A 16,131-nucleotide genomic window follows, 5' to 3' on the forward strand; every position below is an offset into this window, starting at 1 on the left:
ATGTAAACTAAAAAGAAGTTGGAATAATCTAACATGAATGCTATAGTGTTAGGGATAGAATTCACACTTTAGACATAAAATACACAAACTCAGAATTCCTGCCGAAGCTACTACGACTTAACACCCTGACGCAATTCTGAATGAATTCTCTCACAAAGAATGAAGCACAACGCGAAGAAAGGGTGGAATTCTTATGTTAGCCAAGGAGCACGAACAAAATATTTGGAAATATGCATTTGCGAGTGTCGCCGTCACCGTCAGTTCTCTCGGATTTGGACGGATGTCGTACGGAATTATTATGCCCTTCATGAAAGAAAATTTGGAGATGTCCTATAAACAAGCCGGACTACTCGCCACGACCGTGTCGATCGGCTATTTGATGATGGTGATCTTTGTCGGATTGCTCGTTACGAAATTCGGTGCCAAAAAGCTTGTCATCTTCGGAACTGGACTCGTTTCATTCGGATTATTCATGCTGTCATTTATCACAGGGTATGGCTGGACGCTTTCTGCGATGTTATTACTCGGAATTGGAACCGCTTTCACCTACACGCCGCTTATTACTATATTAGTCGGTTGGTTTCCGAGAAAGCGCGGCATGCTGATTGGATTCCTTGTCAGCGGCATGGGGCTCGGAACATTAATTTCAAGTGCTTTAATTCCATTCTTCACGACATGGTTCGGGGATATGGGCTGGCGCTATTTATGGTTCTTCTATGGCGCTGTGTCAATCATCTCCATTATAATCGCGATGATTATCTTGCGTGACCCACCGATCCCATTATTGCCGAAGGAGACGCAGAAACGTTCATTTTGGACGAAAGTATACTTCAATAAACGCGTACTTCGCGTCGCTTTCATTTACGGCCTTGTGGGCTTTGCCTATTTGGTGCCGCAAAGCTTCTTGTTCAGTTATATTCTCGAAGTAGGGCTGACGAAGTTTCAGGCGGGGCAGATCATGGCAATCAGTGGAATTATGGCGATCTTCAGTGGGCCTTTATGGGGCGGGGTTTCGGACCGGATTGGTCGTAAATCGGCTTTGCTTACAACTCTTGGTATTGGAGCAGTTTCTCTAATCATTCCGGTGATGTTCCCGGTCTATATCGGACTCATCGTTAGCCAATTCCTATGGGGAGCAACGATTGTCGGGATGCTGTCGCTCTGTCAAGCGCTGTCTACGGAGCAAGTCCATCCGACATACGCACCTGTCGCACTTGGTTATGTGACGTTTTTCTTCGCAGGAGGGCAGTTGCTCGGTCCAGGTATCGGTGGCTGGATTATTGATCGTTTTCAGCAAATACCGCTTGCACTTATTATGTGTAGTGCATTGCTTGGCATAGCGTTCTTGCTGTCGATTCGAATGAAAGCCCATGCGGTCGATTTGGATGTGACGGAGTTAGAAGCGAAACCTGTGCTGGACAACTTTTCTATAAAAGAGACATCTGCCAAGGAAGTGTGAATGGATGGGTAGTACTCATTTTTGTTAAATGAAATTACACTTCTTACTACAACTATATAGGAAGAAAAATAAGCGCCGACAATCCCATATAGGAATGTCGGCGCTTGTTTACTCTTCGTATTATTTGTTCTTCTCGGCATAGATCTTCATAGCATCGCGCATGAATGTTGCCAAGCCGTTTCCAAATTGGTCAATGTTCTGCGTGAAGCGTTCATCATCCACATACAGTTGCCCGAGTCCTTTAAATGCATCTAACGAGTAATGGTGGCCAGTGTGCTTGTTCAAGAAGTCATACCATTCATTGATACCTACTTGTGCCTCTACAGATTCAGGTGACGTATCTTTCAGCATGGCCAATTTTTTATAGATCGCTGTCATCTTCTCGCCCATCTCATGTTGTTCTGAAGTAGATTTGTTTTCAATGGCAGCAGTCGATTGATCCACTATTTCATCGCCCCATTTGCGACGCGCTTCCTCTTTATACGAATTATGACTGAAATCAAAGCCATCAAATTTTTCTTTATTAGACATCTGTTTCTCTCCTTTCTCAAATTTAGTAGTCTTGTCAATTGTGGCAATCAGTCTGTCGATCCGCTCGCGTCTTTGCAGTAACATATGGCGTTGGAGCTTCAGCGCTTCTTGACGATCAAATGATGGACTACTAATCATTTCTTTTATTTCTTTAAGTGGGAAGTCGAGTTCTTTGAAGAACAGTATTTGTTGCAATGTATCCAGATTTTCAGCTGAGTACAGACGATATCCAGATTCCGTCATCTCATCCGGCGTTAGGAGACCGATTTTGTCATAATGATGCAGTGTGCGTACACTTATCCCTACTAATTCAGCAACTTCCTTTACCATCCATTTCATTGTATGCACCTCCCTACAATTACTACTTTAAAGTATAACGTTACGTAAGAGTCAATAGAGAAGATGAATATAAATTTGAAACGGTTTTCGATCTTATACGTATACAGAGTATGAAATAAAAATCTTGTTCCTAGAAAAGAGTGTTGAATATGTGGAGTTTACTATTATTTTCGTTACTCGCAGGGGTCGTGGCAAGTGCTATTATCGTTCCATTCCTTTCGGTAAATAATAAAAATGAGAAGTTGTCATTTAACCGATGGGTTGCTTTCGGCACACTTGCGGTGATTGCTACGATTGGTGTATTCGTATTTTATTATATAACGAATTTGGATCGTAACTGGACATCGCTTTGGGCATTGCTTCTTATAGTGGCTATTTTAGGAGCCGTTGTTTCTCAAGGTTTAGAACGCAAAGTCAAACTGGTCGTGTCATTTGCTGCGCTTCTAGTCGGTGTGTATATCTTAAGTGCGCCATTGTTTAATGCGAATAAAAAGTATGAAACGGTTGCGATGGCGCAAAAAGTAGAGATCACAGCGTTTGATGAAACGAAAACGCCTGCGAGTGTACCGCCGAAGTTTGCACGCAATAAAATGAAAAAAGCGTTCGGTCAAGTCCCAGATACGAGCTATTATGAACTGGGTCATTTGCAAATTCAAAAAGTACAAGATGAATTCGTCTACATTGCGCCTGTAGAGTTTTCAGGTTTCTTTAAGTGGTTCAACGGGAAAACTACACCAGGTTATTTCACGATGAGTGCGACGGATTCATCGGATAATCCTAAATTTATCAAAACGGAAATGGCGTATACAACTTCTTCCTATTTGCATAAAAAAGTGTATCGTAAAATGCGTATGGATATGCCGGATTTGATTTTTTACGGAGATGTTCAATTGGAAATTGATGATGAAGGCAAGCCGCATTATATTCGCACATACGGGGAATTCATAACGGCACGTAATGGATTTAACGCGAAGGGAATTGTCATGTTGAATCCGGAAACGGGTGCTACGAAGAAATATGCATTGAAAGATGTTCCGGAATTTATTAACGGAGCGATTTCGCCTGAAGCGGTAAGTCTTCAAAATAGTTATTTCGGAAACTATATTCATGGTTTTTGGAACTCTGTAGTCGGGAAGAAAGACGTGAAACTTCCTTCAGACGAAGGAACAGAAGCAAATGTTAGCCCGATCTTTGATGCGGATGGACATATGTATTACTTTACGGATTTCACTAGCCCGAAAGAAGGCGTAGATTCGATGCTTGGCTATGCATTAACCGATGGCCGAACAGGGAAAGCAACGTATTACACGGGGAACTTGGAAGAGTCCTACATGGATTCACAAGGTGCGCTCCAGATTATTGAGAAGAAGTTTATTGAGAAAAAATGGAGCGGGGAAATGCCCGTCTTGTATAATTTCTACGGGGAAGCTAGTTGGTTGACGCCGGTATTAGATTCGAACGGATTCTTGCAAAATTATTTCATTGTTTCCGCTGCGAATCCTGAGATCTCTGTATTTGCGAATTCACCAAATGAAGCGTTGAAATTATATAAAACAGCGCTCCAACGAGGTGGTAGTACAGTAGATGGAAGTTCAAATGCAGAAGAAGCGAAAGCGAATGTCGCGGTTGCACGGGTGTTTAAAGAACGTGTAGGCGATTTCACGCTTGTCTCATTCCTAACAGAAGACGGCCGAAACTTCCTTGTTTCATCGGAAGTGGCACCACTTTCAATTTATGTAGAAGTAGGCGATCAACTGATTGTGACGTATTTGGAAACAGGTGAGTTATTCCTTCCTGTAAAAGCATTAATGAATAAGAACGTGAAATGAATATTTCTTATACCCCGGCATCGCAACTTGCGGTGTCGGGGTATTTTTATAATAATATCAAATAAATCACCTTAAAATATATTGGTAAATTCAATGAGAAGAATACGCTACAAGTTTATCGTGAATATTGTTCGGTGATGAATGGTTTTCATCAATGAATAATTATAAAATTCAATAAAATACTTTTGTACTGCTTTTACGTAATGACGACATTCCCTATAAACGGAAAAACATTATAATATAGAGTTTTAAATTAAAATATCAGGTCAAATTTACTGTGGAGAGTTCTTCTAAATAGAACCACGTTTTTTAAAAATAATCTAATGGCATAACCAGCAAGGAAATGTGTTTTTGTTCATAAGATTTCGCTTATAAGAAATTCAATCAATTATACGTTTCTAGCAAATTAGTATTTATTATTACATAATGTATTGTTTAGCAAAATGAACTATGGTAAAGACGGGATATTGTAGCGGTCTTTAGTTCATCTTGTCGAAATGGTAATGTTCTAACAAATCGACAAAATATGGAAGTGAATACAGTTCTGCATTCATTGAAGTAAATGGTTTAATCTCAAATGAAATTTCAGAACATAATGAATAACCGCGCAATTTTACAGTACATAACAATGCACAAAAACTTTTATGCATAGGAGTGATGAAATGGCTGACAACAACAATCCAAAAACAGAAAGTCATGATCCAGGACGTAGAAATTTCTTGAAAAACACCGGTTTAGTAGTAGGTGGCGTGGCAGGTGGATCTTTGCTGGGCGGCTTATTTACCAATCAGATGAAATCTGATGACGGGAAAAAAGGGGAAAACGAAAAAACTGCTGCTAATGTGGATCCGTCCCACGCACGAGTTTTCTTCGGACGCTTTGAAGACTTTATCGTACTGGCAACGGCTACGGAACTTATTTTCCCTGAAGACGACAGTGGTCCAGGAGCTATCGGGTTGGATGTACCGTATTTTATCGATAAACAACTCGCAGGAACTTGGGGCATAAATGGTGACGACTACCGTCAAGCACCTTTTACCAATCTGGAAGGTTTGAAGAAAATTGAGAAGGCTGATGAAAAAGTCAATCATTCACGCGCGAATCGTGGGAAGATATTCCTTGAAGGATTGCGCTTGATGAATAATGAAAGCACAAAACGATTTGATACTTCATTTGATCAGGCGACAGAAGAGCAACAACATGAAATCATGAGCGATCTTGAAGCGGGTAAGCTCGATATGAAATCCATTCCATCGGATGCGTTTTTCGCACTACTTAAGCAAGCGACGTTGGAAGGTGCATTTTCGGATCCGTTATATGGTGGCAATAAAAACATGGACGGCTGGCGCATGAAAGAATTTGCCGGTGCGCGACCTTCTTATGCGGACGTCATTGAAAGTGAAGACTTCGTCGTACTGGATCCAATCAGTTTGACAGATTATCAACGAAAGAAATAAAATTTAGCGTTTCCAGGAGGTAAGACATATGGCAGTAGAGTTAAAAAAAGTAGACGTCGTCATAGTCGGTTCTGGCTGGGCAGGTGGAATTACGGCGGCCGAGCTGACGAAAAAAGGTTACAACGTAGTAGCACTTGAAAGAGGTAAAGAACAGTCACGTGACGACTTTATCGGTGCGAAAGACGAATTGAAATATTCTATTCGCTACAATATGATGCAAGATTTATCAAAAGATACGGTAACTGCAAGAGGAAGTATGGACGAAGTGGCGAAACCAGTGCGAAATAACAACTATGCACGTTTCGGGAATGACACAGGCGGTGCAAGTGTTCACTGGAATGGCGTGAGCTTACGTTGGTTGCCTTATGACTTTGAGATCCATAGCCAAACAGTAGAACGATACGGCAAGGAAAAAATTCCAGAAAACTGTACGATACAGGACTGGGGAGTTACGTACGATGACATGGAACCGTACTATGATAAATTTGAAAAAACAGCTGGAGTTTCTGGTGAAGAAAACCCTGTTGGGCCACCACGTTCGGACAAGTATCCGAATCCGCCATTGAAAACCACTCCATCGATCGAGTTGTTTAAAAAAGCTTCAACAAACTTGGGGTATCACCCATATCGTTTGCCAGCAGCTAATATGTCTGAGCAATATACGAATCCCGATGGCGAGACAATCAATGCATGTATGTATTGTGCGTTCTGTGAAGAGTACGGATGTGACTTCGGTGCCAAAGGGGATCCAATTGTTACCGTCCTTGAAACAGCTAGAAAAACAGGCAATTTTGAGATCCGCAATGAATCGACAGTTACGGAAGTCATTCATGACGGAACGAAAGCGATTGGTTTGAAATATATCGATAATATTACAGGAAATGAATTTATCCAACTTGCGGATATCGTCGTACTCGCTGGCTTCGTCTTTACGAATAACAAGCTATTATTGAAGTCGAAAATAGGCAAGCCGTACAATCCTGAAACGCAAGAAGGCGTAATCGGTAAAAACTTTACAGGCCACTTCAGTAATATTAGTACGTATATCGGTGCACGTGGTTTCTTCGATAATGAAAAGTGGAATTTATCGATGGGTACAGGTGCGCTAGGTGCAAAAGTAGATGACTTTGCGGGAGATAACGTGGATCATACAGACCTTGATTTCCTTCACGGTTATGAAATCCGCTATTACCATTTAGGTCAGCGTCCTATCGATAATAACCATGTACCAGAAGGCACGCCTGCTTGGGGTAAAGAATACAAAGAGAAGAACTTGTTTTATCATAACCGCAGCTTGATCATTCGAGCGAAGACTGCGTTTCTGCCTAACCGGTACACGTACTTGGATTTAGATCCTACGTATAAAGATGAGCTAGGCGATCCGTTGATTCGTGCAACGGTGCACTATGAAGAGCAAGATATTAAACGCGCGCAGCATGGTGTAGAAACATGTAAAGAAATTATGACAGAAATGGGTGCGGATATTATTGACCTAGTCGATGTTCCGGATGATGTGAAGTTTGACAGTAAGTTCTACACAAATCACTTCCTCGGCGGTGCGATAATGGGTGAAGATCCTGAGACATCCGCTGTCAACTCGTACTCGCAAATGTGGGATATGGAAAACTTGTTCGTGCTAGGTGGATCTTCATTCCCACACAACAGTAACCATGACCCGACTGAAACAATCGGTGCGTTTGCTTACCGCGCTTCAGAAGGTATGATCCAGTATCTTGAAGGCGAAGGCGGCTTGTTAGTGGAAGCTAAACAAACGAGTAAAGCGTAAAAGAGTAATTATATAAATAAATAATGTATTTAAAATAGCCTAGTGTCGCAAATGCGATACTAGGCTATTCTTTAAATTTAATAACATACAAACGGATAACTATAACGTGTTAATTGTGTATGTATTCGTATAACTACTTTAACCCTGCGATCTCCTCTTCAGTCAAATAGCGCCAATGACCGCTCTCCAATGATCCAAGCTCAATATGTTTGATTCGTACCCTCTGTAAATGCGTTACCGTATATTGAAAACGTCTGCACATTCTACGGATTTGTCTATTCAATCCTTGGGAAAGCGTCATACGAAACGTATAGTCATCGATCTGAGTGACCGGACAAGGATTAGTCGTGGTGTACCCTTTAATTCTTGGGTTGTAAATATCTACACCGTTTGATAAGTCTTCTATAAAGGTGCCCGTAATCTTTTTATCAACAGTTACTACATATTCTTTTTCTTGCTGATTTTCTTCTTTCATTAACGCATTCACAATACTTCCGTCATTCGTTAATAAAATCAGACCTTCCGTTTCTTTATCTAGACGTCCAACGGGAAAGATCCGTTCAGGATAGGAAATGAAGTCGATAATATTACCAGCAATAGCAGGAGACGCTGTACACGTAATGCCACTTGGTTTATTGAGCATGATATATACGTCTTCGGAAGTATGTGCGATTAGATGACCATCGACTTCAACTTGATCGTTCTCTTCAACTAGATACGCATGGGAAGCAATCTTGCCGTTAACTAAAACTTTTTCAGCTGTAATATACCGCTCTGCCTGTCTTCTCGAACAAAATCCTGAAGAACTAATATATTGATTCAATCTCAACATGTCCGCTCCTGTCTTTCTATAACGTTTCTTTTAGTATATCATGATTGCTCTTTTGACTACGCACGGCATTCGGATAGGTATTCGATATGAAGCAAATGGAGAGCGTTTTGATATAATGAAGGAAACGTCTAATGAGTAGGACTGACTGCACGAGAAAATACAGACTCAGGAGGGTAATATAATGACGATAGAATTTGTGAAATTAACGGAACCTACAGCTGCGCTGATCCACACGCTGAATCGCTGGGGGAATGATATGTATTTGAAACCTTTGAATCAACCGAATCCAAGTAAAGAAGCATTAGAGCAAGAATATACTCTCACTATAGATGACGTTATTCAAAAGTTGGAATATCAACATACATTCCTTATCTATTTGGAGGATCAGCTAATCGGTGAAATGAGCTATACAGTGGACCCTGATCATTTACTTAAAAAAGAACCCGGGACGGCGTGGATTAGTATTTCCATTGGGGAACGTCAAGGACGAGGGAAGGGCATTGGTTTTACGGCGCTCGACTACTTGGAACAACAAATTAAAGGACAAGGTCTTAAGCGGATGGAATTGGGTGTATTTGAGTTTAACGAGCCCGCTTTGAAACTGTATAAGAAATTAGGGTATCGAGAAATCGGCCGGATAGAAAACTTCACATATTATGAAGGGGATATGCGTGCGGATATTCGTATGGAGAAATGTTTCTAATTTTAAGAAAATAAAATTATTTTATTGGTTGATCTAGCTTGATCTAACAAGGTTTTAATAGCTAGTATACGAAGATTGCAGTAGCAAAATACGAAGAAGTAATCATTTGGGTTGCTTTTTTATTTAATGTCTGTTATATTTAAAGAGTATTATCTTTGTTCTTTTTCAGATCGAGAATATATTTCATGGAAATATATTTTGTTTTTCGTCTAAAGTTTTGAGCAAGTATAGTAACATCATTGTGTGGACATCCACACTAGGAGGCAATTAATTATGGAACAAGGTACAGTGAAATGGTTTAACGCAGAAAAAGGTTTTGGCTTCATCGAGCGCGAAGCAGGGGAAGACGTATTCGTACACTTCTCAGCTATCCAAGGCGACGGTTTCAAATCTTTAGACGAAGGTCAAAGTGTAACATTTGAAATCGAACAAGGACAACGTGGCCTACAAGCTACTAACGTTCAAAAAGCTTAATTTAAGCTTTAGAAAGGCCCTCTATGGAGGGTCTTTTTTTTATGATTATATTTATTTTACATAAGAAGTAAAAGCGTACTAATTCATTTGAGAATTAGTACGCTTTTTGAATATAAAGGTTAAACCAAATATGGGTAGAGAAAAATAAAAGCGCAATAGTAATCATACATTTTATGCGTAATTTATGATTTATCAGAAAATTAGTTAACAAATCTTTCTTAATTCACTAATAAAGTTTAAAATGGAAGGATATAAGGAGAGTGACATCCATTGAAATATGAAAACACATGGGATTTAGAAACTATTTTTGCTGGGGGAACCCAGTCTGAAGAAGTACAAACTAAGCTTTCGGCTGTAAAAGAAGATATTGTCGTGTATGCAGATCAATTAAAAGCGTGGAATTATGATCCAGCGAACGGTGCTTCTACACTAGCTGAATTATTGAAACAGCAAGAAGTCATTGGGAAAGGTTTAGGGCAGGTTGGTACATTCATCAATATGTGGCGAGACGCTTTCATGGATGATGCGCATGCAAGCGTTGTCAAAGGCCAAGTGATGGAGTCAGGTAGTGAAATTCAGCAATTGTCTACGATCTTTACGAAGAAACTTGTAGCGATTTCGGATGAAAATTGGGAAAAGCTTTTGCAAGCTGATACGTTACACGAAATCAGCTTTGCGTTGAATGAAATACGCGAAGAAGGTAAACGTTTATTATCTGAAGACGAAGAAAAGCTGATTGCTAAATTAAATAAAGATGGCCTTGCAGCATGGAGCGATTTGTATAATACGGTGGGCTCCACGATGACGGTTCCTTTTACAGATAAAGACGGTGACACAACGGACTTATCCATTGGGCAAGCGATGAACAAAATGTACGCTGATCCGGATCCACAAGTCCGTGCAGACCTTTTTGACAGCTGGGAGAAAACGTGGTCGACGAACGGACCGATCTTTGCGGATATCTTGAATCACTTGGCAGGTTACCGCCTGACATTGCAAGAAGTACACGGGAGAACAGGCCATTTAGAAGAACCACTTGAATATAATCGGATGTCCGAAGAGACGTTGTCTGCGATGTGGTCGGCAGTGGATGCGCAGAAACAAACGTTTATTGATTACTTAGGACAAAAAGCAGATTTATTTGGCGTAGAAAAACTTGGTTGGCAAGACGTGGCGGCTCCTGTTGCAGTAGGGGAAACGAAACCGACTCGTTTCACTTACGATGAAGCATGCGATTTCATTATTGAAAATTTCGCTTCATTCGGACCGAAACTCACCTCCTTCACAAAGCATGCACTTGAAAATCGCTGGGTTGAAGCGGAAGATCGTTCGAATAAGCGCCCAGGCGGTTATTGCACAAGCTTGCCTGAATTCAAAGAGTCGCGTATTTTCATGACCTTCACAGGTTCACCAAGTGATACGAGTACATTAGCGCATGAACTAGGGCATGCCTTCCACAGTCACGTCATGAAAGATCTACCCGAACTAAATCAAGGGTATGCGATGAACGTGGCGGAAACGGCCAGTACGTTTGCTGAGACCATTATTGCAGATGCTACGGTGAAAAATGCTGCATCGGATGAAGAGAAAATTTCTTTGCTTGCCAATAAATTAGAAGGTGCAACGGCTATGTTTTTAAATATCCGTGCCCGCTTTATATTCGAGGATAAATTCTATACGGAGCGCGCAAATGGCATCGTTTCGGAAACTCGTTTGAATGAATTAATGGTCGAAGCGCAAAAAGAAGCATTCGGTGATAGCTTGTCTTCTTACCATCCACATTTCTGGGCAGCGAAATTACACTTCTTTATCGATAGTGTACCGTTCTATAACTTCCCGTACACATTTGGGTATTTGTTCAGCTTAGGGATCTACGCGGAATACTTGAAACAACCTGAAGGATTTGAAGAGAAGTATATCGCGTTATTGCAAGATACAGGATCGATGAAAGTAGAAGATTTAGCGAAGAAGCATTTAGATGTAGATATTACAAAAGAAGATTTCTGGGCGGCTGGCATTGCGCTCGTTGCGAAAGACGTAGAAGAGTTTGTTGAACTGACGGACGCCTTACAGAAGTAAACTTGAAGGAGTGAAGTCCGATTACAATCATTATCATGGTGATCGTCGGTGTATTGATGGTGGTCGCGGGGTATAAAACTGCGCAAAAGATCAATAAAAGGTAATAGAAAGCGAAAAAATCCCGATTCTCTTATTTAAGAATCGGGATTTTTGATTGGATTTATTGATTTTCTTGATGATTAAACGTATCCATAATGTAACCAACAATGGCAGCGACGAGCGCGGGTAAAGCCCAGCCAAGTCCTTGTTCGAAAAATGGAATAAATTCTAGCCAGTCAGTCAAGCGATCCGAACTGTACCCTATGCTAGTCAGTATTTCGTATAACGCAAAAACAGTTGTGATAAATATGGAAAGTCGATACATCATCTTTCCGCCACCTGCAACGTGTTGGAATAACGAAAGAATGACTAGCACGATGGAGATCGGATAAATAAACACTAATAAAGGTATAGCCAAAGCTAAAATGGCATTCAATCCTAAATTGGATACTAACAACGCGAACAATACAAAAATAGCGACATACGCCTGGTAACTCAATTTTGGGTAAATTTCATTGAAAAATCTTGAACAGGCATTAATTAGACCGACACAAGTTGTTAAACAAGCCAACATGACAATGATTCCGAAAAGTAGTCCGCCGCCGCTTGGGAACAACATGCGAGCTGCTTCCGTTAATACTTCTGCGCCATTTCCAAAAGATTGTTCATTTGGAATCACTTTGCCGATCCACCCGAGTGAGAAATAGACAGTGGCCAATCCGATACTTGCGATGAAGCCGGCACCGAGAGTCCCTTTAACAAGCTCCGCCTTCGATCTGGAACCTTTGTCTTTTAGCGCGTTGATCACGACAATTCCAAACGCCAGCGCTGCGACAGCGTCCATTGTGAAATAGCCTTCCAAGAAGCCAGTTACGAATGGGGCTGATGCATAATCTGCTTGTGGAGCAGAAGATATGTTATCAAATTTGATGAAAGCTTGGACAACGAGTACCCCTAAAACTAGCAAAAGAATAGGCGTTAAAAATTGGCCAATTCGATCCACGATTTTTTTAGGGTTTAAGCTGATGTAATAGGTTAAACCGAAAAATAATATAGAGAATATAAGCAATGGGATGCTGCCATTCACTTCAACGATTTGTTTGAACCCTAACTCATATGCAACATTTGAAGCTCTCGGTATACCGTAAAAGGCTCCAATGGACATATAGATAATGATGGCAAAAATCATTCCGAACACTTTATGTACACGGTTCCCCATCGACAATAGTCCGTTATCAGACAAGGCGATCGCCATGATTGCCATGAAAGGCAGTAGTACGCCTGTGATGAGGAAGCCCGTAATGGCGGGTGCAAAGTTCGTGCCTGATTCTAATCCAAGAAATGGTGGAAAGATGAGATTTCCAGCTCCGAAGAATAAGGAGAAAAGCATGAATCCTGTGAATAGTATGTGTTTTTTACTCACTATAATACCTCCTGGTGTGTTTTGTGTGTGCCTAGAGTAAAATGATAGTACATAATATTACTATATAGAGTTATTGTAATCTAGAATATTGCGACTTCACAAAATATAGTGTCAATTGTATCGATAATTTACCCAATACCGATGATTCGACATATACGTTTCACCGCAAAATTGATTCCGATCAATCGGGTACGATGTGCAGCTTACATCTTCATTCCTTTATTTTTGCGCATAAAAAACTCGCCCCCTAAATAGGGACGAGTCTTTACTCGCGATACCACCCATGTTCGAAAATCTTCGTAAAACGATAGAAAAATTACAAACACTATCATCATACGATTATACATGTTCCATTTAACGGCGGAAGTCCGGCAAAATTTACTATTTTCAACTTTGCATCTTGGAGATGATTTTCCGACATGATCTGTTCATCAGCTTTCACCAAATGCTGACTCTCTCGGGAACAGGATTCCTATCGTACTCTTTCTCGTCACTGAATATTATATACTACAATACAATTTAACAGACAACTATTAGAAAGGTCAATACCTTTTAATATATTCGGAATATTGAAACGCGTTCACATATTGGAGTAAGAGGGAAGATAATACAACGATAGAAAGTTTAGTATTTTTATTGTGTTTTGGAAGAGTTTCATTCACTAATTACTGGACTTTATGGCTTTTAAACGCATTTTCAATAATATGTACTAAGCAGAGCGACGATTAGTGTAGAGACACTCAAAATGCAAGTAATAGTTCGCAAGTTGTTCAGTAGTGTCCAACGAGATTCAAAACGTACTCTTAATTCATTCCATTTAGCATCGCTTGCAGGTAATTCTGCAGAGATAATGGCTTTATTTAACGGAAGATTTCCTAAGAAAGTAATAAGTAAAGTCGCGATATAGAAGATCAATGCGATCGATCCTAAAACAATTTGAGAAGACTGCTGCATCAAAACAGCTACTACAATAAATCCGATTTGCGCTAGAAGAGCACCGTTTGAAATGATAAGGAAAAGTGGATTGGCTACGGATGAAGTCAAGTGTCTACTGGCAAGAACGAAAGTACGATCTTCTGCTTTACGTAGACCGGGCATGACGGAGTTGGCGTATGCAAAGACGATACCAGCCATCATGCCGGTTGTGAGTACAGCAAGTCCCGCTAAAACTGTAAAGAGTAATGACTTATTGTCTTCGATTGGCTCATTTTGTTCAGCCATCAACCCTTCACTCAATTCCGTGGATTTTAGTGCGGCCGGTTGCGAAAAATTGAATTGCTGTAACGGAAGGTCATTCATCTCAGGATGGGGTACATTATCCGAAGCAAATGCTGTCGATGGCAATAGCGATAGGCAGAAAATGACTAAGACAGCACGAAACCCTGTAAATAATCCATTCATATGTGTGTATATCTCCTTTAGTGTGTGCATGTCACGCGTTATTCAATTGTCATGCTTGTGAAGTAAATGAGGAATAGCTAATTGAATAAATTCCTCTGGTGTGATCTCGTTACTCTTTCTTTTCCATTCTACAGAAGCTCCATAGATTCCCCAGCTCAAGATGACAGCGGTAATCTTCAACCCTTCATCTTCTTCTGTTTTATGTTGTTTTAACAGCATTCTATAAAAAATGATTTCGAGCTGTTCTCGAATATTCCGAGCAATCGTATCTTCGTATCCCCTGTGACAACGGTTCGATAAGGATTTTTGGAAGTTCGTGATCGCTACAAAAATACTCGTGATCACTTCTTCGTTTAATTCATTGCCTTGATAATTGCTGCAATCCAAATTCACTACTAACACTTCAGATAATACCTTTTCCAATAAGTCATATATATCCTCAAAGTGATAATAGAACGTTGCACGATTAATCATCGCTTCCGCCGCAATATCTGTAACCGTAATATCTTTAAATTCTTTTTTACCCGACAGTTCCATAAAAGTATCCATGATTAATTTACGTGTACGTAGAATTCGTGGGTCCGTCTTGGGTTGATTCATGTCGTTTTCCCTCCTACTTTTCCGACAATGTCTTCAATGTGTTGTATAAGCGACAAAACCAAGGTTCTATTGGTGTTGATCATTTTCATTATGGTATAGAATTTAGTTGTAGGCAAATGATTAGCGCGTAAAGCAGAGGATACGAAACGTAATTAAATTTTTCGCTAGCAGTGGAAATTAGAAAAAATAGATTCGAACGGAAGAAAGCGCGGATTCCGTAAACTATAGAAAAGGGGAATAATACATTGAAAAACAACAATAATATGATGTGTGATATGGAAACAGGAATATGTGGAGAAGCAGGAAGCGATGAAATGGAAATGATCGATTTTAATCAGCCAGCAAAAGAGATTAATTTGTATTATGTGACGGATCCTATATGTTCTCATTGTTGGGCGATTGAACCTGAGCTTCGTCGATTTGTAGAACAATATGGTCATTATTTCAACATGCATACGGTGATGGGCGGTTTATTGGAAAAATGGCATGACGGGCCGATCGATCCTGGAAATGGTATTTATAAGCCGGCTGACGTGGCGGGTCATTGGAGAGAAGTTGGAGAACATTCAAGAATGTCGATTGATGGTAGTTTAATGGTTGATAATCCAGTCCAATCTTCGTATCCTCCGTCTCGTGTATTTAAAATTATTCAAAAGAATCATGGCGACACATTGGCATCTGCCTATTTACGACGTACAAGAGAAGAGCTTTTCGTATTCAATCAAAATATTTCAGAACGCGCTGAGATGGTTGGAATCGTCAATGCACTTGGCCTTGATGGAGAAGCGATTGTCAATGAAGCTGAACAACCAATCGGACAACAATTATTGAATGAAGACTTTGCACAAGCTAGAAGTTTAGGCGCAACGGGTTTCCCAAGCATTATTATGATCAATGCAAAAAATAAAGGCTTGAAAATTGTAGGGGGTCGTCCACTTGAATCCTACGTAGATGGATTAAAAAAAGTTCTTGACGTGGACACACTACAACCAAAGCCACAACCAGCAATTTCTAGCTTACTTGAAAAAGAAAGACTACTTTTCTCAAAAGAAATTGAAGTGATGTACGATGTAGAACAATCTGACGTAGCTTCTTATGTAGAAAAAGAACTTTCACCGAATCAATATCAAGCAAAAGAAATTCTAGGAGAAGTCTATTTCACAACTACTGAATGAAAAG

13 protein-coding genes and 1 other annotated feature are annotated in these 16,131 nt (G+C 40.3%); of the genes, 8 read left to right on the forward strand and 5 right to left on the reverse strand.

All coding sequences use genetic code 11. The features are described from left to right. Nucleotides 1-193: 193 nt before the first annotated feature. Entirely contained in the window at nucleotides 194-1,459 is a 1,266-nt protein-coding gene (locus tag SporoP32a_RS00600; RefSeq protein ID WP_085426137.1) for a YbfB/YjiJ family MFS transporter, read from the forward strand. Between the two features lie 120 nt (nucleotides 1,460-1,579). Here the strand turns inward: SporoP32a_RS00600 and SporoP32a_RS00605 are convergent, their stop codons facing one another. Then, nucleotides 1,580-2,329, reverse strand: a complete 750-nt coding sequence (locus tag SporoP32a_RS00605; RefSeq protein WP_085426138.1) for a MerR family transcriptional regulator — start codon at nucleotides 2,327-2,329, stop codon at nucleotides 1,580-1,582. Nucleotides 2,330-2,478: 149 nt separating this feature from the next. Between SporoP32a_RS00605 and SporoP32a_RS00610 the strand changes: the two genes are divergently transcribed. The 3 genes from SporoP32a_RS00610 (at nucleotide 2,479) to SporoP32a_RS00620 (ending at nucleotide 7,401) form a co-directional block, all read left to right on the forward strand. Next, nucleotides 2,479-4,158 (forward strand): sulfite exporter TauE/SafE family protein, encoded by a 1,680-nt coding sequence (locus SporoP32a_RS00610; RefSeq protein ID WP_085426139.1) that lies wholly within the window; start codon nucleotides 2,479-2,481, stop codon nucleotides 4,156-4,158. A 662-nt stretch (nucleotides 4,159-4,820) separates the two neighbouring features. Next, a complete protein-coding gene (locus SporoP32a_RS00615; protein ID WP_158232770.1) occupies nucleotides 4,821-5,615 on the forward strand; it encodes a gluconate 2-dehydrogenase subunit 3 family protein in 795 nt (264 codons plus the stop codon). A 28-nt stretch (nucleotides 5,616-5,643) separates the two neighbouring features. Further along, a complete protein-coding gene (locus tag SporoP32a_RS00620) occupies nucleotides 5,644-7,401 on the forward strand; it encodes a GMC family oxidoreductase (protein ID WP_085426141.1) in 1,758 nt (585 codons plus the stop codon). Between the two features lie 133 nt (nucleotides 7,402-7,534). Here the strand turns inward: SporoP32a_RS00620 and SporoP32a_RS00625 are convergent, their stop codons facing one another. Further along, on the reverse strand, nucleotides 7,535-8,230 hold the full coding sequence (locus SporoP32a_RS00625) for a pseudouridine synthase (protein WP_085426142.1): 696 nt from the start codon (nucleotides 8,228-8,230) through the stop codon (nucleotides 7,535-7,537). A 184-nt stretch (nucleotides 8,231-8,414) separates the two neighbouring features. On the opposite strand from SporoP32a_RS00625, the gene SporoP32a_RS00630 reads away from it, so the two are divergent. From SporoP32a_RS00630 to SporoP32a_RS00640, 3 genes are all read left to right on the forward strand, one after another. Beyond that, nucleotides 8,415-8,936, forward strand: coding sequence for a GNAT family N-acetyltransferase (locus SporoP32a_RS00630; RefSeq protein WP_085426143.1), 522 nt, complete (start codon nucleotides 8,415-8,417; stop codon nucleotides 8,934-8,936). Nucleotides 8,937-9,209: 273 nt separating this feature from the next. Then, on the forward strand, nucleotides 9,210-9,410 hold the full coding sequence (locus tag SporoP32a_RS00635) for a cold-shock protein (protein ID WP_085130578.1): 201 nt from the start codon (nucleotides 9,210-9,212) through the stop codon (nucleotides 9,408-9,410). A 270-nt stretch (nucleotides 9,411-9,680) separates the two neighbouring features. After that, complete coding sequence (locus SporoP32a_RS00640) at nucleotides 9,681-11,489, forward strand: M3 family oligoendopeptidase (protein WP_085426144.1); 1,809 nt, start codon at nucleotides 9,681-9,683, stop codon at nucleotides 11,487-11,489. A gap of 160 nt (nucleotides 11,490-11,649) precedes the next feature. Here the strand turns inward: SporoP32a_RS00640 and brnQ are convergent, their stop codons facing one another. From brnQ to SporoP32a_RS00655, 3 genes are all read right to left on the reverse strand, one after another. After that, complete coding sequence (gene brnQ, locus SporoP32a_RS00645; protein ID WP_085426145.1) at nucleotides 11,650-12,951, reverse strand: branched-chain amino acid transport system II carrier protein; 1,302 nt, start codon at nucleotides 12,949-12,951, stop codon at nucleotides 11,650-11,652. 250 nt (nucleotides 12,952-13,201) lie between these two features. Further along, nucleotides 13,202-13,454, reverse strand: a binding site (T-box leader). 193 nt (nucleotides 13,455-13,647) lie between these two features. Continuing rightward, on the reverse strand, nucleotides 13,648-14,352 hold the full coding sequence (locus SporoP32a_RS00650; RefSeq protein ID WP_232319562.1) for an anthrone oxygenase family protein: 705 nt from the start codon (nucleotides 14,350-14,352) through the stop codon (nucleotides 13,648-13,650). A gap of 42 nt (nucleotides 14,353-14,394) precedes the next feature. Further along, nucleotides 14,395-14,952 carry a TetR/AcrR family transcriptional regulator gene (locus tag SporoP32a_RS00655; RefSeq protein WP_085426146.1) on the reverse strand — a complete coding sequence of 186 codons (558 nt, stop codon included), beginning with the start codon at nucleotides 14,950-14,952 and terminating at the stop codon, nucleotides 14,395-14,397. 263 nt (nucleotides 14,953-15,215) lie between these two features. Here SporoP32a_RS00655 and SporoP32a_RS00660 point away from each other — a divergent pair, with 263 nt between their 5' ends. After that, nucleotides 15,216-16,127, forward strand: coding sequence for a DsbA family oxidoreductase (locus SporoP32a_RS00660; protein WP_085428938.1), 912 nt, complete (start codon nucleotides 15,216-15,218; stop codon nucleotides 16,125-16,127). Nucleotides 16,128-16,131: the final 4 nt, after the last annotated feature.

Origin of the sequence: Sporosarcina ureae, from assembly GCF_002109325.1 — a bacterium.
Taxonomy (GTDB): Bacteria; Bacillota; Bacilli; order Bacillales_A; family Planococcaceae; genus Sporosarcina; species Sporosarcina ureae_C.

What these genes read in the sequence shown, in the direction of transcription:
- SporoP32a_RS00660 (WP_085428938.1), top strand. Translation starts at nt 15,216, where the DNA reads ATGATGTGTGATATGGAAACAGGAATATGTGGAGAAGCAGGAAGCGAT.
- SporoP32a_RS00630 (WP_085426143.1), top strand. Translation starts at nt 8,415, where the DNA reads ATGACGATAGAATTTGTGAAATTAACGGAACCTACAGCTGCGCTGATC.
- SporoP32a_RS00605 (WP_085426138.1), bottom strand. Translation starts at nt 2,329, where the DNA reads ATGAAATGGATGGTAAAGGAAGTTGCTGAATTAGTAGGGATAAGTGTA.
- SporoP32a_RS00635 (WP_085130578.1), top strand. Translation starts at nt 9,210, where the DNA reads ATGGAACAAGGTACAGTGAAATGGTTTAACGCAGAAAAAGGTTTTGGC.
- SporoP32a_RS00600 (WP_085426137.1), top strand. Translation starts at nt 194, where the DNA reads ATGTTAGCCAAGGAGCACGAACAAAATATTTGGAAATATGCATTTGCG.
- SporoP32a_RS00610 (WP_085426139.1), top strand. Translation starts at nt 2,479, where the DNA reads ATGTGGAGTTTACTATTATTTTCGTTACTCGCAGGGGTCGTGGCAAGT.
- SporoP32a_RS00620 (WP_085426141.1), top strand. Translation starts at nt 5,644, where the DNA reads ATGGCAGTAGAGTTAAAAAAAGTAGACGTCGTCATAGTCGGTTCTGGC.
- SporoP32a_RS00615 (WP_158232770.1), top strand. Translation starts at nt 4,821, where the DNA reads ATGGCTGACAACAACAATCCAAAAACAGAAAGTCATGATCCAGGACGT.
- SporoP32a_RS00655 (WP_085426146.1), bottom strand. Translation starts at nt 14,952, where the DNA reads ATGAATCAACCCAAGACGGACCCACGAATTCTACGTACACGTAAATTA.
- SporoP32a_RS00650 (WP_232319562.1), bottom strand. Translation starts at nt 14,352, where the DNA reads ATGAATGGATTATTTACAGGGTTTCGTGCTGTCTTAGTCATTTTCTGC.